This is a genomic window from Actinocorallia aurea (genome assembly GCF_054783995.1).
The window spans coordinates 156,739-172,180 of record NZ_BAAGPQ010000011.1; the positions used below are offsets into that span (position 1 = coordinate 156,739).

The window sequence follows — 15,442 nt, forward strand, 5'->3', positions numbered from 1 at the left end:
CCCGCCGCGGTCACCGGGCGGGACGCCCGGAGGACCATCGGAACAGCCGACCGATCAGAACCACCGATCGATCAGGACCGCGATCGGATCAGAACCGGTCGAGGTCGGCGACCTTGGCCCAGGCCGCGACGAAGTCGTTGACGAACTTCGCCTTGGCGTCGTCGCTCGCGTAGACCTCGGCGAGGGCGCGGAGCTCGGAGTTCGAGCCGAAGACCAGGTCCGCGCGGGTGCCGGTCCACTTGACGGCGCCCGAGTCGTCCTTGCCCTCGTAGGTGCCGCTGTCGTCGCCGGCGAGCGACCAGGTGGTGCCCATGTCGAGCAGGTTCACGAAGAAGTCGTTCGTGAGGACGCCCGGGGTCTCGGTGAGGACACCGTGGGTCGAGCCGCCGGTGTTCGCGCCGAGGACGCGCAGGCCGCCGACGAGGGCGGTCATCTCCGGCGCGCTCAGGGTGAGCAGGTTCGCGCGGTCGATCAGCAGGTACTCGGCGGGGAGCCGGGCGGCCTTGCCGCTGTAGTTGCGGAACCCGTCGGCCTGCGGCTCCAGGGCGGCGAACGACTCGACGTCGGTCTGCTCCTGGGAGGCGTCGACGCGGCCCGCGGTGAACGGCACCTCGACGTCGAAGCCCGCGTCCTTGGCGGCCTTCTCCACGGCGGCGTTGCCGGCGAGGACGATCAGGTCGGCCAGGGAGACCTTCTTGCCGCCCGCGGCGTTGAAGGACTCCTGGACCTTCTCCAGCGCGCGCAGCGTGGTGGCGAGCTGCTCGGGGTCGTTGACCTCCCAGTCCTTCTGCGGCTCCAGGCGCACCCGGGCGCCGTTGGCGCCGCCGCGCTTGTCGCTGCCGCGGAAGGAGGAGGCCGAGGCCCAGGCGGCGGACACCAGCTGCGAGACCGGCAGGCCCGCGGCGAGGATCTGCTCCTTGAGGGAGGCGGCCTCGGCGGCGTCGATCGGGTCGCCGTCGGCGGCGGGCAGCGGGTCCTGCCAGAGCAGCACCTCGGCCGGGACCTCCGGGCCGAGGTAGCGGGAGATCGGGCCCATGTCGCGGTGCGTCAGCTTGTACCAGGCCTTCGCGAACGCGTCGTGGAGCTCCTCGGGGTGCTCCAGCCAGCGGCGGGTGATCTCACCGTAGATCGGGTCGAAGCGGACCGCGAGGTCGGAGGTGAGCATGCTCGGCGCGATCTTCTTGGACGCGTCGTGCGCGGCCGGGACGGTGCCCTCGCCGCCGCCGTCCACCGGACGCCACTGGTTGGCGCCCGCCGGGCTCTGGAACAGCTCCCACTCGTAGCCGTAGAGGGTCTCCAGGAAGGAGTTGTCCCACTGCGTCGGGGTGGCGGTCCAGGTGACCTCCAGGCCGGAGGTGATGGCGTCGGCGCCCTTGCCGGTGCCGTAGGTGCTGGCCCAGCCGAAGCCCTGCGCCTCCAGCGGGGCGGCCTCGGGGTCGGCGCCGACGTTGTCGGCGGGGCCCGCGCCGTGGGTCTTGCCGAAGGTGTGGCCGCCGACGATCAGGGCGGCGGTCTCCTCGTCGTTCATCGCCATGCGGCGGAACGTCTCGCGGATGTCGCGGGCCGACGCCAGCGGGTCCGGGTTGCCGTTGGGGCCCTCGGGGTTGACGTAGATGAGGCCCATCTGGACGGCGCCGAGCGGGTTCTCCAGCTCGCGGTCGCCGCTGTAGCGCTGGTCGTCGAGCCAGGTGGTCTCCGGACCCCAGTAGACGTCCTCTTCCGCCTCCCAGACGTCCTCACGGCCGCCGGCGAAGCCGAAGGGCTTGAAGCCCATGGTCTCCAGGGCGACGTTGCCCGCCAGGATCATGAGGTCGGCCCAGGAGATGGCCTGGCCGTACTTCTTCTTGACCGGCCACAGCAGACGGCGGGCCTTGTCCAGGTTGCCGTTGTCGGGCCAGCTGTTCAGCGGCGCGAAGCGCTGCTGGCCGGCGCCGGCGCCGCCGCGGCCGTCGCTGATCCGGTAGGTGCCGGCGCTGTGCCACGCCATGCGGATCATGAACGGGCCGTAGTGGCCGAAGTCGGCGGGCCACCAGTCCTTGGAGTCCGTCATGACGTCGGCGAGGTCGGCCTTGACGGCGGCGAGGTCGAGGCCGTTGAAGGCCTCGGCGTAGTCGAAGTCCTCGCCGAGCGGGTTCGCGACCGCCGGGTTCTTGGCGAGGATCTTCAGGTTCAGGCGCTCCGGCCACCACTGGCGGTTGCCTCCGCCCTGGGTCGGGTGCGCGGCGCGGACGTGCGCGACCGGGCAGCCTTCGGCGCCCTCCGCCTTCGCGTCGGTCACGATGGCGTCGTTGTTCTCAGACAAGGGAAATCCTTCCGTGCAGGATCTTTGGCTCAAGCGGTTCTGGCGGTGGAGCAGTCGGGGCACAGCCCCCAGAAGATGACCTCGGCCTCGTCGATCGTGAAGCCGCGGTCGTCGGACGCGGTCAGGCAGGGCGCCTCTCCCACCGCGCAGTCGACGTCGGCGACGACGCCGCACGCGCGGCACACCAGGTGGTGGTGGTTGTCTCCGACGCGACCCTCGTACCTGGCCGGGCTTCCGGCGGGTTCGATCCGCCGCACGAGCCCGGCCGCGGTGAGGGCGCTCAGCGCCTCGTAGACGGCCTGTAGGGAGATGTGTCCGACCCGGTCGCGCACCCCGGAGGCGATCGCCTCGACGCCGAGGTGGTCACCCACCCGAACTGTCTCGAGCAGTGCGACGCGGGCAGCCGTCACACGCAGCCCCACGCCGCGCAGCTGCTCGGCTGCGGTCGGAATCTGCGGTGCGGTCATGACGACAACCTACTCTCCTAAACACGAATCACACAAGATAACGACAAGCCCAAGTTTAGTGTCGATTCCGGAAAGCCCACCCCACCCCCAGGAATCTCCCCTGCTCAGCCCCATGATCACCGATCCCCCACCCCAACTCCACCACCCCGCCACAAACCCGCGACCGATAGGAACGGGCATACCGGCAGGAACGGGCGAACCCGGAACCCGCGGACCGGCGGACCGGTAGGAACGGGCGAACCGGCTGTCGGCGGACCGGGCGGGTGGGTGGTGATCAGGGTGGGAGGGGGCGGGGGGCGGTCACCAGGTGTCCACGCCCGTTCGGCGGGATGGGTTGGCCCAGCCGTCGCGGGGGCGGGGCGGGGCGGTGAACAGGAGGGCGGACAGGGACGCGCGGGTATCGGCCGGGTCGATGACCTCGTCGATCTCCAGGTAGGAAGCTGTGTTGAGGGCGCTGCCCTGGGCGTAGGAGTAGGCGACCATCTCCTCGAAGGCGTGCCGGCGCTCGGCGGGGTCGGCGATCGCGGCGAGGGCGTCGCGCGCGGCGAGGCGGACCGCGCCCTCCAGGTTCATGCCGCCGAACTCGCCGGTCGGCCACGAGAGCGTCGCCGCCGTGTTGTGGAAGTGCCCCGCCGACATGGCGAGGGCGCCCAGGCCGTAGGCCTTGCGCAGGACGACCATCGCCACCGGGACCGTCAGATGGCCGCCGCGCACGAACAGCCGCGGGAAGTGCCGGACGGTGGCGGTCCTCTCCGCGTCCGGGCCGACCATGAAACCCGGCGTGTCGCACAGGGAGACGACGGGGAGGGCGTACGCGTCGCACAGGTCCAGGAAGCGGGCGAGCTTGTCGGCCCCGTCGGCGTCGATCGCCCCGCCCAGGACCGCGGGGTCGTTGGCGATGAGGCCCACGGGACGACCCTCGATCCTGGCCAGCGCGGTGATCACGCAGCGGCCGAACGCGGCGCGCAGCTCCAGCACCGAGTCGGTGTCGCACAGGGTGCCGATCACGGCCCGGACGTCGTAGACCCGCTTGCGGTCCTCAGGGATGAGATGCCGTAGAAGCCGCTGGTCGGCGGTCTCGTAGGTGTCGGCTTCCCCTTGGAAGTAGGCCAGGTAGCGCTTGGCGACCGCGACGGCCTCCGCCTCGTCCTCGACGGCCACGTCGACGACGCCGTTGCGGGTCTGCACGTCGATCGGCCCGACCTCCTCGGGCGTGAACACCCCGAGGCCGCCGCCTTCGATCATCGCCGGACCGCCCATCCCGATCGTGGCGTCCCGGGTGGCGATGACGACGTCGCACGTGCCGAGCAGCGCCGCGTTCCCCGCGAAGCACCGCCCCGCGGCGATCCCGACCGTCGGGACGACGCCGCTCAGCGCGCCCATCGCGGCGAACGTCGGGAAGTGCAGCCCCGCGACCATGGGCGCGTCCGTGTCCCCCGGCCTTCCGCCGCCTCCTTCGGCGAAGAGGACGACGGGGTGCCGCCGCTCGCGTGCGAGCTTGAGCAGCCGGTCGGTCTTCTGGTGGCCGTAGTAGCCCTGGGTACCGGCCAGGACCGTGTAGTCGTAGGCGAGGATCGCGCATGTCGATCGCTCGGGCGGGAACTCCTCGCCGTTCACCCTTCCGAGGCCGGTGATGATGCCGTCGGCGGGAGTGCGCGCCTGGAGGTCGTCCTCGCTTCTCTTGGCACGCTGGGCGGCGACCGCGAAGCCGCCGTACTCGACGGCAAGGCCTTCGCCATCGGTGAGGTCGGCGATGTTCTCCCGGGCCGTGCGCAGGCCCAGTCTGTGCCGCTTGGCCACGGCGGCGGCTCGGGCGCCGTCGTCCAGGAGGGCGCGGCGGGCGCGGAGCGCGGCGAGGTCGGGGCGGACTCCGTCAAGGTCGATCTCGGCGGTCCGGCGGGCGGCGGGGCCGCCGGAGCCGTCCGGGTCGAGCAGGAGCAGCGGCTCGCCCTCGGCGACGACGTCACCGACCTTGACGCGCGGCGCCGCGACGGTACCGCCGAAGGGGGCCGAGACGGGGTACTGCATCTTCATCGCCTCGACGATCGCGAGCACCTCGCCCGCCCGCACCGTCCGCCCCGGCTCGGCGTCGACCGCGACGACGGTGCCCGCGACCGGCGCGCTCACCGCCCTGTCGTCGGCGGGCTCCAGAACGCCCGGTGGGTCGGCGGCCTCGGCCGCCTCTGCGGCGAGGTCCGGCAGGACCCGGTCCAGCCAGCCGGTGTCGGCACGGCCTTCGGCGAGGTCGGGGTGGGCCAGGATCGCGGCCTGGAGCGCGAGGTTCGTCGCCGTCCCCTCGATCGCGGTCTCCACGACGGCCTCCCGCGCCAGCCGCAGCGCTCCCGCGAACCCTGACGGGTCGTGCACGACGAGCTTGGCCAGCAGCGAATCGAACCGGGGATCCACCTTCATCCCGACATGCCCGGCCGACTCCACGCGGATTCCGGCTCCCGCGGCGGGCTCGAAGCGCGTCAACGTCCCGGCGGCCGGCGCCACGACCCCGTCGGCGCGGACCGTCTCGGCGTTGACCCGCACCTGGATCGCGCACCCGCGCGGCGCACCGACGGCCGCCAGCCCCGCCTCCTCCAGCGACGCCCCCGCCGCCAGCCGGAACTGCGCGGCGACCAGATCGATCCCGAGCACCTGCTCGGTCACCGTGTGCTCCACCTGGAGCCGCGGATTCACCTCAAGGAAGAAGAACCGGCCGTCCGGCAGCGTGAGGAACTCCACGGTGGCCAGCCCCCGCAGGCGCGCTCGCCCGGCGAGCCGCACGGCCGCCTCCAGCAGCTCGGCACGGGCCTCTTCGGGCAGCACGGCGCTCGGCGCCACCTCCAGGAGTTTCTGGTGCCGCCGCTGCACGCTGCACTCCCGATCCCACAGGTGCACCGCGTTCCCCGAGCCGTCCCCGGCGACCTGCGCCTCGACATGCCGGGCGCCCTCCACGAGCAGTTCCGCGCACACCTCCCCCGACCCGAACGCCGCGAGCGCCTCCGCCGACGCCTCCCGGTAGGCGGCCTCCAGTCCTTCCTTCTCCCGCACGACCCGCATCCCTCGCCCGCCCCCTCCGGCGAGCGCCTTGACGACGATGCCCGGCCCCTCGGCCGCCTGCCCTTCCCAGAACTCGCGCAGGCCGGCGAGATCCGTGGCCCCCTCTGTTCCCGGGGGCACCGGCACCCCGGCTTCACGCGCGGCCCGCCGCGCCCGCGCCTTGTCCCCGAAAAGCTCCAGCACCGCGGCCGACGGCCCCACGAACAGCAGCCCACTGTTCTCACACGCCCGTGCGAAATCCGCGCTCTCCGCCAGGAAGCCGTAGCCCGGATGCACCGCGTCGGCTCCGCCGGACAGCGCCGCCTCCACCACCGCCGCCGCGTCCAGATACGCCGCCGCCCCGTTCCCCGGCAGCACTGCCATCTCCTCGAACCGACGGGCGTGCCCGTCCGAGTCCTCATCGCGCGCCCGCACGCCCACCGCCGCGATCCCCAGCCTCCTCGCCGCCCGCACCACCCGCGCCGCGATCTCCCCGCGGTTCGCCACCAGCACCTTCACGACCGTCCCCATCGCTCCTCCTCGAACCCATCGACCCTTCATCCTGGCCACCCGCCCCTTCACAGGCCACCCCCGCCGCCCAACGCAGTGCATCCGCCCAACCCGGTACAGCCGCCAACGCAGTGCACCCGCCCGACTCAGTGCACCGCCCGACTCAGTGCACCGCCCGACTCAGTGCAGCCGCCCACGCGGTGCGCCCGCGACCCGGTGCGTCCGCCCGAGGCGGTTCCGCCGTTCAAGGGACCGCATCCGCGCGACCCGCGGAACGCCACCCTGACTTCCGCGGAACGCCGCCCTGCTCCCGCGAGCGTCACCTGATCACACGACGAGATTCCCGCACCGCGATCCCCGTCCGCCTCCCTCACGTGAGGGATATTCGGTCCGCCCCCGCACGCCCTCGCGGTTCGGCGGTCAGAAAAGGACCTCGTGCAGGAATGTCCCTGCCGCCGGGCTCAGTTGCGCCGCCGTGTAGGGGAGGGCGAAGGCGACGCACAGGAGCAGCCAGTACGGCCTGCGGCGCTCGACCCGCAGGACCTTGAGAACGCTCAGGACGAGCGCCGCCAGGAGACCCCCGAGAACCACCCAGAACACACCGCAGACTGCCACGGCGAAGCCGAATCCGTCGTCGAAGAGCGCCTCGGCCGACAGGTCGACCGGACCGCCCAGCCGGTACACGGCACCCCGCGCGATCCCGTCGGTGATCGCGAGGACCACGGCTCCAGGCACGCCGCCCAGGAGCCCGATGAGCCCGACCAGTGCCCCGGCCCCTGAGAGCCGGATCCTCTTCACCGCATTCGTCACTGATCGACCCCCTTGTCCGCAGCGCGCGCCGACGCCTCCGACTCGACCTCCCGCGTTGCCGCGGCACCGCGGGAGAACGTCGCCTCCCCGGCCAGAGAGCCCCCACGCACACGCCGCCTCTTTTGTACCCCTTCGCCTGTACCCCTGCGCCGGAGTCTTCGGGGCTGCGGCCTCGGCGCGGTCAGCGGGGGTAGGCGGCTTCGGCCAGGGTCATGGCTTCGGTGTAGTCGGCCTCTAGGAGGAAGCCGTCCTCCAGGGAGCGGAGGACCGCGGCTTCGAAGCGCGCGAGGTAGTCGGGGAGGCCGCCGGGATAGCGGGCGGCGAGGCCGGGAAGGGGGTGGGTTCCGCCGAAGAGGAGGGCGGGGCCGTGCTCCTTCGTGTGCGGGAGACCGGTGAGGAGGGCGGTGGGGGAATCCACCCAGGGGGTGCGGACTCCGCCGCGGGCGATGCCGTCGTCGTCTGTGCGCAGGGAGAGGGCGCCGTCGGGGGCGCGCAGGGTGCCGAGCGGCATCGGGGAGCCGGGCGGGATGCCGTCGAGGGTCCAGCGCCGGAGGGAGGCGAGGGCCGCTTGGGCGACGTAGTGCTGCTGGGGACCTGAGTTGATGGGGGCGGGGAGCCGGGTGCCGAGCGGAGCGTCGGTGGGGGCGAGGAGCGCGGCGAGCTCGGCGGGTGCGAGGGCGCCGGAGTCGCGGAAGGACGCCGAGAGCGTGTAGGTGTCGGCGTGGGCCGCGCCCGCGACCTCCCAGACGCGCAGGCGGCCGTCGTGGGGCTGGCGGGAGCGGACGGAGTCGAGGTATCCGAAGACGTCGGTCTCGCTCTGCACGATGACGATCCGGGCGGGCCCGTCGGTGCGCACCCGCGCGGGCACGGGTTCGGGCTCGACGCGCGACCCGGTCGACAGGCCTGAGGGAAGTCCGGGCCTTCCGTGCAGGTAGTAGCCGTCGTAGACGGGACGCAGAGGCGCGACGGCGTTGAGGTAGGTGACGAGGCAGGCCGCCGACTGGGACTGGCCCGCCGCGAGCAGGACGCGCACGCCGGGCAGGCCGAGTTCCTCGGCGGTGTCCTTCTCGCGGAGCAGCGCGCCGAGCGCAGTGTAGATCGCGTAGGAGTAGGGGTTGCCCGGGTGCACGAGGGCCGCGTAGCGCTCGGGGTCGCTCTCTTTGAGCGGCGGCAGGGTGATCGACTTGAACGCGCCGGAGCGGGAGGCGAACAGCGAACCGCCGTGGATGCCGTCGGCCTGCGCGCTCACCCCGACCCAGGCGTGGCCGGAGCGCAGCAGGTGCCGGTGGGCGGTGAGCCAGACGGCGGGGGTGTCTGCGCCGGAGGAGGTGTTGAGCCACTCCACGACCACGGTGCCGTCGAACACCGAGGGGTCCGCGGGCCGGTAGACGACGATGCGCGTCGTGTAGGGCGCCTCGCCCGTCTCGCGCGCGGTCCACATTCCGTCGGCTTCGGCGGGCCCCGCGTGCTCGTACTTGGCGGCCGTACCGGAGACGACGTACTCGTCGGCCGTGTAGCCCTGCTCGCCGAGGTCGAAGAAGGTCGAGATGAGGCCTGGCCTGCCGGTCAGCCGCTCTGTGACGCGCAAGGATCCTCCAACCCGGGCCGGCTCGTATCACCGGGGGGACCTTGCATAACACGCCCTCAGCGGGAGCAGCCAGGGCCCGGGGCCCGCGGACCCTCACCAGAACTAGATTCTTCCAAATCAAGAACTATATTCTCACCTAGAAGAGCATCGATATGGGGCGCGCGGGGACGCCGGGAAAGGAAAGCGATGGGCTACGCGGACGGGTTGTTCGATCTGACCGGACGGGTCGTGCTGGTCACCGGAGGCAGCCGGGGCCTCGGCAGGGAGATGGCGCTCGCCGCCGCGCGCTGCGGCGCCGACGTGGTCGTCGCCAGCCGCGACGGCGAGGCGTGCGCGGCCGTCGCGGCGGAGATCGAGAAGGAGACGGGCCGCGGCGCCCTGCCGTACTCGGTGCACGTCGGCCGCTGGGACCGGCTCCCGGGCCTCCTCGACGCGGTGGACGACCGCTTCGGCCGCCTCGACGCGCTCATCAACAACGCGGGCATGTCCCCGCTCTACGACGACCTCGCCTCCGTGAGCGAGAAGCTGTTCGACGCCGTCGTGAACCTCAATCTCAAGGGCCCGTTCCGCCTGTCGGTCCTCGCGGGAGAGCGCATGCGCGAAAGCGGCGGCGCCATCCTCAACGTCAGCTCGACGGGCTCGATCCGCCCGCGCCCCGGCATCCTCCCCTACGCCGCCGCCAAGGCCGGACTCAATGCCCTCACCGAAGGACTCGCCCATGCCTTCGGCCCCCGGGTCCGCGTCAACACCCTCATGGCGGGGCCCTTCGCGACCGGCGCGACCGCGGGCTGGGACGACGCCGGGCTCTCCGAAGGCGTCAAGCCCCACGCCCTCCAGCGCATCGGCCGCCCATCGGAGATCGTAGGCGCCGCCCTCTACCTCGTCTCCGACGCGTCGTCCTACACGACCGGCGCGACGCTCCGCGTGGACGGCGGCATGCCCTGACGCCTGCGGTGGGCGCCCCGCTCCCGGGGCGCCCACCGGTTCAGGCGGAGATCTCCTGGGCGGCCTTCGCCCAGAGCCAGGAGGCGTACTTGTGGAGGCCCTCGCCCATCGCGCGGTCGAGCTGCCCGTTGAGCGAGCGCGCGTAGGTGCCCTCCAGAAGGGCGGCCAGCCGGAAGCAGGCCAGGACCTGGAACCACGGGAACGCGGAGGTGTCGCGGCCGGTGAGCGCGGCGTAGTGGGCGACGAGTTCGGCGCGGGAAGGCATGCCCTCCCAGGGGGTGAGGTAGGGGTCGCTGCCGGGCGGGTCGCCGGGTTCGCGCCAGGCGGTGAGGATCCAGGCGAGGTCGAGGAGCGGGTCGCCGAGGCCCGCCATCTCCCAGTCGACGATGGACGCCAGCCCCGGCGCCTCGTGGGTGAACATGACGTTGGCGAACTGGAGGTCGCCGTGCACGATGCCCACCTGGAAGGACGCCGGGCGGTTCGCCTCCAGCCACGCGCTCACGGGCCCGACGTGCGGCGACTCCGCGGCCCGGTACTCCTCGATGCCGCGATAGCCCTGGAGCATCTTCGAATAGCGGGCCGTCTGGCGCTCCAGCCAGTTGTCCGTCCTGCTCAGGTCGCCGAGGCCGATCGCGTAGGGGTCGACGGAGGCCAGCTTTGCGGCTCCCGCGACCAGGGCGAACGCGGAGGCACGCCGCCATGACGCGTCAGTTCCGTACCGGCCGGGAAGCTCGCCCTTCGGCGTGAACCCCTCGATCTTCTCCAGGACGGAGAAGGGCGCGCCGATCACGTCGTCGTCCGGGTGGCTCGCGTACAGGCGCGGGTGGGGGACGTCGGTGCCTGCGAGGGCGGTGAGCACCCGGCTCTCCCGTGCGAAGGCCGCCGCCGCGCCTTCGCGCAGGTGCCTTCCGGGACGGCGCAGGACGAGTTCGGTGCCGTCCGCGCGGAGCAGCGTGAACAGCAGGTTCTGCGCGCCGCCGCGCAGCCGTTCCGCCTGCTCGACGGGCCCGGATCCCGGGAGGCCTTTCAACCCCTCCCACGCGTTCAGCCTCTCCAGGTCGAGACCTGCCCCTTCTCTGCCGCTCATCGCGACGCCTCCCTCTGCCGCTCCGTGTCCTTCGGCTCCGCCGTGTCCGTCTTCGCCTCTGTGTCCGTCTTCGCCGCCGTGTCCGTCTTCGCCGCGCGGGCCGCGAGCTTCGCCCGCGCCGCCTCGACCCTCGTCGGCAGGTGCTCGGACCCGAACAGCCGGTCCTCGGCCGGGACCGCGTCGCGCAGCAGGAGCTTGGCCACGACGTCCTTGTGCACCTCGGTGGGCCCGTCGGCGATGCCGAGCGTCGGGCCCGCCTGCCACATGCGCATGAGCGGCAGTTCGTTGGAGACGCCCAGAGCGCCGTGCAGGTGGATCACCTTGTAGACGACGTCTACGAGCGTCCCGGGCGTCGCCGCCTTGACCGCCGAGATGTGCAGGCGGGCCGCGCGCGCGTCGGCGGGGTCGCGCGTCTCCCGCGAGCGGTCGACCTGCCATGCGGCGTGCAGCACCTGGAGGCGGAACTGCTCGACCGCGATCCACACCTCGGCGAGCGACTGCCGGACGGACTGCTGGTCGGCGAGCGGCCCGCCGCGGGTCGTCCGGCCGGCGATCCGCTCGGTCATCATCTCCATGGCGCGCTTGAGCACGCCGACCGTGCGCATGGCGTGGTGCAGCCGCCCGCCGCCGAGCCGGGTCTGCGCGATGGCGAACGCCCCGCCGGGCTCGCCGAGGAGGTTCTCCGCGGGCACCCGGCAGCCGGTGAACCGCAGGTACCCGTGGACGCCTTCGCCGAGCGGCTCGCCGAACAGGCCGGTCCCGCGGACCATCTCCATGCCGGGCGTGCCGCGCGGGATGATGAACATCGAGGTGCCCTTGTGCACCGCGACGTCCGGGTCCGTGATGACCATGGCGATGACGAACGCGGCGTGCGGGTAGTTCGAGGCGAACCACTTCTCGCCGTCGATGACCCATCCGTCGTCGTCGCGGACGGCCCGGCAGGTGAAGCCGCCGGGGTCGGCTCCCCCGGTCGGTTCGGTCATCGCGTAGGTGGAGACGATCGTTCCGTCGAGCAGAGGCTCCAGATAGAGGCGGCGCTGCTCGTCGTTGCCGTAGTGCGCGAGGATCTCGGCGTTGCCGGAGTCGGGCGCCTGGGTGCCGAACACCATCGGCGCCCACTGCGACCTGCCCAGGATCTCGTTCAGCAGGGCCAGCCTGAGCTGCCCCATGCCCATCCCGCCCAGCGCCGGCGGCAGGTGCGCAGCCCACAGGCCCCGCTCCTTCACGCGCTGCTGGAGCGGCCGGACGATCTCCTTGAACACCTCGCTCTCCCGGTCGTAGGGCTCGTGGTTGCCCGGGTGGAGCAGGTCGAGTGGTTCGACCTCCTCCCGGACGAACTCCGCGACCCAGTCCAACTCCGCCTGGAACTCCGGATCTGTACTGAAGTCCCACATCCGGCACCACCTCCTCAACGATACAAGAACGCTCTTCGTACGCTAGCAGAATCTCATTCTCCCCGACAGGAACGATAATTCGCATGTTTCGGAAGTCGCGCGATCGTCCTGGTGGCGCCGCACGGGCTCGGGCGATACTGGCCCTCCTGACTTGGACGGGGGTGCCTCGTGGGCGAGCGGATCGCGGTCGTGACGGGCGGCGGAACCGGGATCGGCAGGGCCGTCGCGGCGCGGCTCGCGCGGGACGGATGCCGCGTGGCCGTCATCGGGCGGCGGGCCGAGGTGCTCCGGCAGGCGGCCGACGAGATCGGCGACGCGGTCGTGCCCGTGGCCGCCGACCTCACCAGGCCCGAGGACGCCGCCCGCGCCGCCGCCGAGGTCGGGGCCCTCGGCCCGGTCGACGTCCTGGTGAACAACGCCGGGGCGATCGCCCGTGCGGTCGTGCCGGGCGACCTCACGGCGCTCGCGGACGCCTGGCGGCGCGACCTCGACGCGAACCTGATGACCGCCGTGCTGCTCACCAGCGCCGTCCTGCCGCTGCTGGCCCGCCCCGGCGGCCGGATCGTGTTCCTCAGCTCCGCCGCCGCGCAGCGCGGCGGCTCCGGCGGCCACTCCGGCGGCCCGTACGCGGCGGCGAAGGCCGCGCTGCACGGGTGGGCGCTCGGGCTCGCGCGCGAACTCGGCCCGGACGGCGTCACCGTCAACGTCCTGGCCCCCGGCTACGTCGAGGACACCGAGATCTTCGGGGAGCGCTGGTCGCCGGAGTTCCATGCGGCGAAGGTCGCCGACACGCTCGTCGGGCGGGCGGGCACCCCGCAGGACGTCGCCGCGGCGGTCTCCTACCTGGCCTCGCCCGACGCGGGCTACCTGACCGGCCAGATCATCGGCCTCAACGGCGGCGCCGTACTCGGCCGGTAGGGGTCCGAGGCCAAGGAACTCGACCCAAAGCGAAGGCCCGAGCGGCGGTCCTCACTCGGCCGGTCGTCAGGGTGCCGCAGCCGTCCCGGCGAGGAGGAAGGCGACGAGCGCGTCGGTTTCGCCGGGGGTGGGGGCTTCGGCCTTGAAGAGGTGGTAGTGGAGGGTGCCCACTACGGCGGAGGCTATGGCGCGCGCGGCGGACTCGGGAGCGGGCGCGCCGAGGGCCGCGGCGGGGGGCGCGAAGACCGCGGTGAGGTCCTCGACGAGGCGGACCGACACGTGGGTGCCGCCCGGCGAGAAGGTGAGGGAGTTGCCGAGGACGGCACGGGTCTGCCGGGCGATCTCGGCGTCGGCGACCTGCTTGAGGACCGCCGCCACGCCCGCGCGCAGCGCCTCGGCCGGGCCGTCGGCGGCGGCCACGCGGCGGGCCACGTACGCGGTCAGGCTGCGGGCCCCTCGGTCGACGATCGCCTCGACGAGGGCGTCCTTGCCGGAGAAGTACCGGTAGAAGGCGTCGTTCGAGAGCCCCGCGGCGGCGACGATGTCCGCGACGCGCGGGCCCCTGCCGTCGCGGCGCTCCAGCATGAGGGCGAGGCCCGCGTCCATCAGCGCGCGCACGTCGGCCTCGGCGGCCTCCTCCAAGGCCGCGAGACGGCGGCGGACGGCGCGTTCGGCGGGGCTGAGGCGCTCGTCGGCGTGGGGGGAGGCCATGGCCGCATCCTAATCCGCCCGGAGCCCTGCGCCCGGGGGCGATCGGGGATCTTCGGCCCACCGGGTGACCTAGGCTTGGGTGATGACGAACGGATCGGCCTGCACGCGCTCGCCCCGCCCCGACGCGGGGATGCGCTGACATGGCCAATCTGCGTGCCGCCCAGAAGGAGATGACGCGCCGCCGCCTCCTCGCCAAGGCCCTGGAACTCTTCGACGACAAGGGCTACGCCGCCACCACCGTCGAGGACATCGCGAGCGCCGCCGGCACCACCAAGGTCACCTTCTACGCGCATTTCGCCTCCCGCAGCGACCTGATGCGCGCCCTGATCGGCAGGCTCAACGAGATCCTGCGGCGCGCCGGGTCGACCGACGGCCACGCCTCCCGCTCGGCGGAACTCGTCACCGCGGTCCGGGAGGGGTCTAGCGACGGCCTGGCGAACTGGCTGCTCGACTCCGCGACCCGCTGGCCGGAGATCAGACCGTACATCACCTCGGCCCTCGACGCCGCGGTGATCGACCCGGATCTGCGCGGTCTCGTCGACGAGTGGTTCGAAGAGGTCATCGAGGACATCACCAGCGGCCTGGACCAGGCCGGGCGGTTCGACCCCGAGACCCGTCGCGTCCGGGCCGTGCTGGCTTTCAACCAGCTCGACGCGCTGGCCCGCCGCTGGATGCGCCGCGGCTGGGACGCCGACGGCGACCGCGCCCTGGACGTCCTCATCTCCGCGTGGGCCCATCTGCTCGCCGAGGGCGCCGAGGCACCCGCCCGTACCCGCCGCCGGCGCGCCGACGCGGGCCTGCCACGCCTGGAGCCGACGGGCTACCGAGCCGACTTCTGACGCGGCGCGCCTCTTTCGGGCCGGCGGCCCCGCGCCGGTTCCGGCCGGTGCCCCGCGACGGCCGGAACCATCCGGGCAGCGCCCACCCCCGCCCTTCCTCGGCCTGCGCCGGAGCTACGGAACGAACCGGCCATTTCAGGAGCATTACGCGATCAGTCGATCACATCGAGTGACATTACCCTTGCCATGCTGGGCATATACCGGCTTATCCCTCATGTCGGAAACTTCCTTCAGGTCACTCTTCGTGACTCGACCCATCCACTCCGGATCGAGGGAGAACCCCCATGCGCACCACGATGAGGCGCCTGGCGATCGGCGCCGCCACCGGCGCCCTGGCCACCGCCGGGCTGCTCGGCCTGTCCGGTTCGCCCGCCGCGGCGACCTCGCAGGACTGCACGACCTACCTGTCCTCGCAGAACGCCACCAACACCGTGCGGTCGCTCGTCTGCACCACCACCGCCGTCCTGGCCGGCACCGCCGGGTCCGAGTACGCCCAGACCCTCTGCGAGGGCCTGATGACGGCCACGGGCCTGTCCGCCACGACCGGCTCCGAGGCCTGCGCCCGCGCCGTCCAGGCCTGACCCCGGCACGGGAACGGCCGCGCCGTCCGCTCCCATCCCGACCGCCGTGCCCCGACCCCACCGGGGCACGGCCTCCACAGAACCACGTCCGCATCCGGGTGCCCCGGGGCGGCCCCAAAAGACCAGGCCCTGCCCTGGCCGGCCAGGGCGGGGCCCACAGAACGCGTTCCCACACCCGAACGCCGCGCCAAGGCCCCGAAGGAGCGCGGCCCGACGAGACCGCGCCCCGGGCCCCGCCCCGCCGGGGCATGGCCCGCAAGACC

General features: G+C 72.8%; 12 protein-coding genes. 4 read left to right on the forward strand and 8 right to left on the reverse strand.

Translation table 11 applies throughout. The annotated features are described in order from the left end of the window. Nucleotides 1-88: 88 nt before the first annotated feature. The 5 genes from katG to ACYVOM_RS12295 form a co-directional block, all read right to left on the reverse strand. Nucleotides 89-2,302, reverse strand: a complete 2,214-nt coding sequence (gene katG / locus ACYVOM_RS12275) for a catalase/peroxidase HPI (protein WP_460303428.1) — start codon at nucleotides 2,300-2,302, stop codon at nucleotides 89-91. Between the two features lie 29 nt (nucleotides 2,303-2,331). After that, nucleotides 2,332-2,769: a Fur family transcriptional regulator gene (locus tag ACYVOM_RS12280; RefSeq protein ID WP_460303429.1), complete on the reverse strand. Its 438-nt coding sequence runs from the start codon at nucleotides 2,767-2,769 to the stop codon at nucleotides 2,332-2,334. 300 nt (nucleotides 2,770-3,069) lie between these two features. Beyond that, entirely contained in the window at nucleotides 3,070-6,327 is a 3,258-nt protein-coding gene (locus ACYVOM_RS12285) for an acetyl-CoA carboxylase family protein (protein WP_460303430.1), read from the reverse strand. A 399-nt stretch (nucleotides 6,328-6,726) separates the two neighbouring features. Beyond that, nucleotides 6,727-7,116, reverse strand: a complete 390-nt coding sequence (locus ACYVOM_RS12290; RefSeq protein WP_460303431.1) for a hypothetical protein — start codon at nucleotides 7,114-7,116, stop codon at nucleotides 6,727-6,729. Between the two features lie 181 nt (nucleotides 7,117-7,297). Further along, complete coding sequence (locus ACYVOM_RS12295; protein WP_460303432.1) at nucleotides 7,298-8,704, reverse strand: alpha/beta hydrolase domain-containing protein; 1,407 nt, start codon at nucleotides 8,702-8,704, stop codon at nucleotides 7,298-7,300. Nucleotides 8,705-8,890: 186 nt separating this feature from the next. On the opposite strand from ACYVOM_RS12295, the gene ACYVOM_RS12300 reads away from it, so the two are divergent. Further along, nucleotides 8,891-9,649 (forward strand): SDR family NAD(P)-dependent oxidoreductase, encoded by a 759-nt coding sequence (locus tag ACYVOM_RS12300; protein ID WP_460303433.1) that lies wholly within the window; start codon nucleotides 8,891-8,893, stop codon nucleotides 9,647-9,649. Nucleotides 9,650-9,689: 40 nt separating this feature from the next. On the opposite strand, the gene ACYVOM_RS12305 is transcribed toward ACYVOM_RS12300, so the two are convergent. Further along, nucleotides 9,690-10,736, reverse strand: coding sequence for a phosphotransferase family protein (locus ACYVOM_RS12305; RefSeq protein WP_460303434.1), 1,047 nt, complete (start codon nucleotides 10,734-10,736; stop codon nucleotides 9,690-9,692). Beyond that, the gene (locus tag ACYVOM_RS12310; RefSeq protein WP_460303435.1) at nucleotides 10,733-12,130 is read right to left on the reverse strand and encodes an acyl-CoA dehydrogenase family protein; all 1,398 of its coding nucleotides are present in this window, start codon (nucleotides 12,128-12,130) and stop codon (nucleotides 10,733-10,735) included. Before ACYVOM_RS12310 ends, ACYVOM_RS12305 begins: the two co-directional genes overlap by 4 nt. Nucleotides 12,131-12,298: 168 nt before the next feature. Between ACYVOM_RS12310 and ACYVOM_RS12315 the strand changes: the two genes are divergently transcribed. Continuing rightward, the gene (locus ACYVOM_RS12315) at nucleotides 12,299-13,048 is read left to right on the forward strand and encodes an SDR family NAD(P)-dependent oxidoreductase (protein ID WP_460303436.1); all 750 of its coding nucleotides are present in this window, start codon (nucleotides 12,299-12,301) and stop codon (nucleotides 13,046-13,048) included. 66 nt (nucleotides 13,049-13,114) lie between these two features. On the opposite strand, the gene ACYVOM_RS12320 is transcribed toward ACYVOM_RS12315, so the two are convergent. Beyond that, nucleotides 13,115-13,759 (reverse strand): TetR/AcrR family transcriptional regulator, encoded by a 645-nt coding sequence (locus ACYVOM_RS12320; RefSeq protein WP_460303437.1) that lies wholly within the window; start codon nucleotides 13,757-13,759, stop codon nucleotides 13,115-13,117. A gap of 140 nt (nucleotides 13,760-13,899) precedes the next feature. On the opposite strand from ACYVOM_RS12320, the gene ACYVOM_RS12325 reads away from it, so the two are divergent. Continuing rightward, nucleotides 13,900-14,598, forward strand: a complete 699-nt coding sequence (locus ACYVOM_RS12325; RefSeq protein ID WP_460303438.1) for a TetR/AcrR family transcriptional regulator — start codon at nucleotides 13,900-13,902, stop codon at nucleotides 14,596-14,598. Between the two features lie 284 nt (nucleotides 14,599-14,882). After that, a complete protein-coding gene (locus ACYVOM_RS12330) occupies nucleotides 14,883-15,179 on the forward strand; it encodes a hypothetical protein (RefSeq protein ID WP_460303439.1) in 297 nt (98 codons plus the stop codon). Nucleotides 15,180-15,442 lie beyond the last annotated feature (263 nt).

What these genes read in the sequence shown, in the direction of transcription:
- ACYVOM_RS12330 (WP_460303439.1), top strand. Translation starts at nt 14,883, where the DNA reads ATGCGCACCACGATGAGGCGCCTGGCGATCGGCGCCGCCACCGGCGCC.
- ACYVOM_RS12300 (WP_460303433.1), top strand. Translation starts at nt 8,891, where the DNA reads ATGGGCTACGCGGACGGGTTGTTCGATCTGACCGGACGGGTCGTGCTG.
- ACYVOM_RS12285 (WP_460303430.1), bottom strand. Translation starts at nt 6,327, where the DNA reads ATGGGGACGGTCGTGAAGGTGCTGGTGGCGAACCGCGGGGAGATCGCG.
- ACYVOM_RS12320 (WP_460303437.1), bottom strand. Translation starts at nt 13,759, where the DNA reads ATGGCCTCCCCCCACGCCGACGAGCGCCTCAGCCCCGCCGAACGCGCC.
- ACYVOM_RS12280 (WP_460303429.1), bottom strand. Translation starts at nt 2,769, where the DNA reads ATGACCGCACCGCAGATTCCGACCGCAGCCGAGCAGCTGCGCGGCGTG.
- ACYVOM_RS12325 (WP_460303438.1), top strand. Translation starts at nt 13,900, where the DNA reads ATGGCCAATCTGCGTGCCGCCCAGAAGGAGATGACGCGCCGCCGCCTC.
- ACYVOM_RS12305 (WP_460303434.1), bottom strand. Translation starts at nt 10,736, where the DNA reads ATGAGCGGCAGAGAAGGGGCAGGTCTCGACCTGGAGAGGCTGAACGCG.
- ACYVOM_RS12310 (WP_460303435.1), bottom strand. Translation starts at nt 12,130, where the DNA reads ATGTGGGACTTCAGTACAGATCCGGAGTTCCAGGCGGAGTTGGACTGG.